5 protein-coding genes are annotated in these 4024 nt (G+C 65.1%); 2 read left to right on the top strand and 3 right to left on the bottom strand.

The genetic code is table 11. The features are described from left to right. Positions 1-77: 77 nt before the first annotated feature. Positions 78-1202, bottom strand: coding sequence for a tetratricopeptide repeat protein (locus CJZ98_RS17295; protein WP_094592351.1), 1125 nt, complete (start codon positions 1200-1202; stop codon positions 78-80). A gap of 323 nt (positions 1203-1525) precedes the next feature. Here CJZ98_RS17295 and CJZ98_RS17290 point away from each other — a divergent pair, with 323 nt between their 5' ends. Further along, the gene (locus CJZ98_RS17290) at positions 1526-1936 is read left to right on the top strand and encodes a type II toxin-antitoxin system death-on-curing family toxin (protein WP_157911079.1); all 411 of its coding nucleotides are present in this window, start codon (positions 1526-1528) and stop codon (positions 1934-1936) included. 71 nt (positions 1937-2007) lie between these two features. On the opposite strand, the gene CJZ98_RS17285 is transcribed toward CJZ98_RS17290, so the two are convergent. Further along, entirely contained in the window at positions 2008-2370 is a 363-nt protein-coding gene (locus CJZ98_RS17285; RefSeq protein ID WP_198537949.1) for a hypothetical protein, read from the bottom strand. 90 nt (positions 2371-2460) lie between these two features. Between CJZ98_RS17285 and CJZ98_RS17280 the strand changes: the two genes are divergently transcribed. Beyond that, positions 2461-3438 carry a hypothetical protein gene (locus CJZ98_RS17280; RefSeq protein ID WP_198537946.1) on the top strand — a complete coding sequence of 326 codons (978 nt, stop codon included), beginning with the start codon at positions 2461-2463 and terminating at the stop codon, positions 3436-3438. Positions 3439-3453: 15 nt separating this feature from the next. Here the strand turns inward: CJZ98_RS17280 and CJZ98_RS17275 are convergent, their stop codons facing one another. Next, the gene (locus CJZ98_RS17275; protein WP_094592347.1) at positions 3454-3882 is read right to left on the bottom strand and encodes a hypothetical protein; all 429 of its coding nucleotides are present in this window, start codon (positions 3880-3882) and stop codon (positions 3454-3456) included. Positions 3883-4024 lie beyond the last annotated feature (142 nt).

The raw sequence follows: 4024 nt of genomic DNA, 5'->3' as shown, positions 1-4024 counted from the left end.
GCGATGACCGAACGGATCGCCAATGCAGTCTGTTGCTGTATGCCTTGCACCGAAAGGGATCTCAGGGTCGCGGAGCCTTATGGGTAATCAAGTGGCGTCTTGCCTCCTGCCCTATGCAACCGCACGGCCTCCTCGTACTCCGCCCCGATCCCCAGCCCTGAGGCTTCATCGGGCATCAGCCGCTTCATGCCCACGTGGATCAGGCAGGCCAGGGCCAGGTCGCTCCAGTTGCCTTGCAGGGTCTTGAGGCTGCGGGAGGTGCCGGGCTCATTGATCTGCAGGCCGCCCTGGCCAACAGCAGCCACCTCGCTGAGCACCGCAATGAAGCGCTGCTGATCCGTCCCCTCAAACAGCTGCAGGGCCTGGAGGCAGTAGCTCACCGCGTCCTGCCGCAGGCCATCGGGCTGGTCGGCCCGCAGATCCCGGCTCGCGATGCTGCCCCGCAGGTCCTTGGCTTTGTCTGCCAGCTCGCCGTAGGGCTGGGCCTCGATCACCCGCAGCAGCAGCCGATCGGCCTCGTCGCGGTGCTCGTCTGGATCCAGCTCCAGCAACGCCTGGGCCAGGTTGAAGGTGGCAATCAGGTCGTCCGGTGCCGCCCTCAGCACCTGGCGGAAGCGCTCTACGGCTGCCGCATAGGCCCCGGCGATCACCAGCAGGCTGCCGAGGCTGCGCAGGGCAAAGGCGTTCTGCGGCTCCAGCTCGATTGCTGCCTCCAGGGCCTGGCGGGCTTCTGCCTTGTCGCCCAGCCGCATGGCGGCCAGTGCCAGGGCCACCTGGGCATTGGCCTGGGCGTGGGCATCGGGCGCATTGGCGACCACCGCCCGGCGCAGCAGCAGCCGGGCCTCCTCCAGCCGGCCTTCTTCACTGGCGAGGACGCCCAGGTTATAGAGGGCCTCCGGGTGCTCGGGCTGCAGCTGCAGCAGGGTTTCCAGCAGCGGCCGGGCCTCATCGAAGCGGCGCTGTTGCAGGAGCGGACCGATGGACGCCATGGCCGGTGCTTCCGGCGGCGCCGGCTCCCAGGCCACCTCGATGCGGCCGGCGGCGAACACCACCGCCAGCTGACCGCCCATCGACGCATACGACTTCTGGAAGGTGTCGGTCACCGCCAGGTGGAAGGCCTCGCTGCCAGGGGTGCGGCTGCCATCCGGCAGCAGGGAGGCATCAAAGCTGGCCTCTTCGATCGAGAACGCCGTGCCTTCCATCAGGGCGCCTTCCAGACGGTCCAGCGGGAGAGGCCTCGGATCAGGTGTTGCCACTCAAGAGAGGCTATGGTTATAGGGATCGACAGACCCTGGGAGTGCATTCCTCTGCGGGATGGGGCAGGATAGAAACATGACTGACTCCACACGCGACACAGCCTCCATGCAGTTCCTGCGTCGTGCGGGGGATCAGAATCGGGTCGTGAACGTAAAAATCACAACAGTCCGCAAGAGCAAAGGCAATCAACCCACTGGGCAGGCAGGCGCTTTTGCCGCCTTGGATCGCCTTTACGTTGAGAACTCAGAGGCGCTCCGTCGCCTTGCTGATGGGTAAGGAGCCAATCTGGCTGCTTCGCGAGTGGGTTGACGAAGCCCATTCACGAGCTTTGCGTACACATGGTGGGCTTTCTGGCATTCGTGATGCCAATGCCCTTGAAGCTGCCATAGCCTCACCACGCAACCTTTGGACCTATGGCAACGAATCAGACCTGTTCATCCTAAGCGCGCACCTGCTAGTTGCCGTTGCCAAATGTCACGGTTATAACGACGGCATGAAGCGCACAGCACTATCTGCAGCTGTGATGTTTCTTGGCGCAAACGGTATTGAAGTCCATCTCGATAACGACGAGGCGGAGTTGCATACGCAGCGTGCTGCTCGCTGCTCGGAAGCAGAGAGGGAGAGGGTCGAGATGTCAATCGCTTTTTGGCTGAATACGGCATCACGTAAGAACGTCTGAGTTGTAAGCCTGCAGCGTTCTTATGCCGATGAGAAGGCGCGCAAGCCTCCGGGATGTAATCCGACCCCTTTTTATGGTCCTCTATGACCTGGCGGCAGCAGCGGGATCTCGATCACCGCCCCCTGCTCCACCGGGTAGCCCTCCAGCTGCAGGTGCAGGTCGCTGCTCACCAGCGTCAGCGGTGGCTCCAGCTCCAGGGCCTCCATGAACACCAGCACCAGGTCCTGCCCGGGACCGGCGGCATCGGGATGGCGCTTGACCTCCTGCCGAAAGCGCAGCGCCGTGACCTTCTTGAGGTCGGGCCGGGCCGAGAGCACGTTGGTGCGCAGGAAGCAGCGGTTGCCGTACTCGGTCTGGTTCACGAACAGCACATAGGGCTCATCCCCATCCGGGCCGGGCAGATCGTCCTGGGTGGTGATGTGGAATCCGGGCACGGTGGCGGCTTTCCCTGGGCGGTGCTTCCCAGCATCAGCCATCCAGCGAGGATGGGGATGATCTGCCACAGGCTCTGCTTTTCCCTGCTGATGGCCCGGCTGACGCTGGAGAGCCTGCTGGCCCAGAAGCAGGAGCTGCCGACGATCGCCGCGGTGATCAAGCAGCTCAGGCAGCGCCATCCCTGGATTCAGCAGGAGCAGCACCGCTACCGCTCGCCGCGGGGCTTTCAGCCCTGGACCAACCACCTGGCCTATGCGGCCTTGATGGAAGCCGGTCTGGAGACGATGGATGCGATCGAGGACTCGGTGGGTGCCTGGGCCGCCACCACCTGCCGCTGGGCACGGCTGCAGCAGGCGCCGCCCCGCTTCCTGGCAGCGGAACTGGCGGCGGCGTTTCGGCATACGGCCCTGCCGCCGCTGGATGAGCAACTGCCGGTGGTGCTGCCCTGCTTCCGGCTGATGCTTCCCGATGGCGCCCTGTTCACAGAGGACGGGGTGCCGATCCCGGTGGTGATCGTGGCCGATCTGCGGGCGATGGCCGACTGGCTGCCGGCCGAGGCCAAGCGGATCAGCGGCATCAGCTGCGTGGGCCTGGCCCTCGATGGCACCACCTACCTCACCCGCCACTCCTTCCAGCAGATCGGCGAGCGCCAGCCCACTGTGGAAGACCTGAGCCATCCGGCCTGGCAGTGGGATGAACAGGCGGTGCAGAGCACCAACCAGCGGATGGAGGGCCTGGCCATCAACGCCCTGCTGGTGCAGCTTTATCAGCCGGAACTGCTGACCACCGGCCCGGCGGCCAAGGCGCCCTGCGGCAAGGGCTTCTCCGCTGGGATCGCCGACGACACCTGCACCGTGAGACCCCAGGGCCCGGTGTGGATCGGCAAGGACTTCCGGCTCGATCGCACCCCCAGGGCCCCATCGGAAGACACCGCGGCTGGCACCAGCAGCAGCGCCTCCCGTCGGCCCCACTGGCGCCGGGGCCATTGGCACACCGTGCTGCATGGCGAGAAGCGTCAGAACCGGCGGATGCAGTGGTTTCAGCCGGTGTACGTGGGGCTGAGTTGAGGTTCTGGGGATGGTTCACTGCCCCAGTAGGCCCATCTGTTTCGCAGGCCTCTGGAGGATCTCAATGCGCTCCACGGCCACAAGCCTGGGCTGCTCATCAGCAGCCGCCTCGTAGCTACCACTGGCCCGGACGGTGCAGTCAAGAATCTCGCGCGCCTGCCCTTTGTGCCGCTCGTCGTAGATGCAGCGGATGCCGAGCTGATACCGGGCTCCTCGGTTCTCGAAGCGCAGAGCATCCAGGTCGATCTCCCGCACCACCCCCTCGAAGGCATCAGTTCCCCGGAAGCGCTGCCCTGATGCCTGATCCAAGGACCGCTGCAGGATCTTGCCGCTCTCTCGGGTGAGTGCCGCGGGTGCCACCTGGCTTTCCCCCGGGCAACTGAGGAACAACTCGGTGATGGCCTTGCTCCTGGGGGTTGGCGCAAGCTTCTGGGCCGCCACCATGACGGTGTCGCGAACAGCTGGGTCCGGGAACAGGGAATAGACATCTGACGTGGACCCCGGAAACCGGTCCAGGGTGAATGAGAGTCCTCATCCGGCCAGACTGGGCCGGGGACTCGACCATGAAACGCACCAGGCACACAGC

It is taken from the genome of Vulcanococcus limneticus LL (assembly GCF_002252705.1).
GTDB lineage: Bacteria > Cyanobacteriota > Cyanobacteriia > PCC-6307 > Cyanobiaceae > Vulcanococcus > Vulcanococcus limneticus.
The sequence above is the reverse complement of the archived record's forward strand: the minus strand, read 5'-3'. Positions and strand labels throughout refer to the sequence as shown.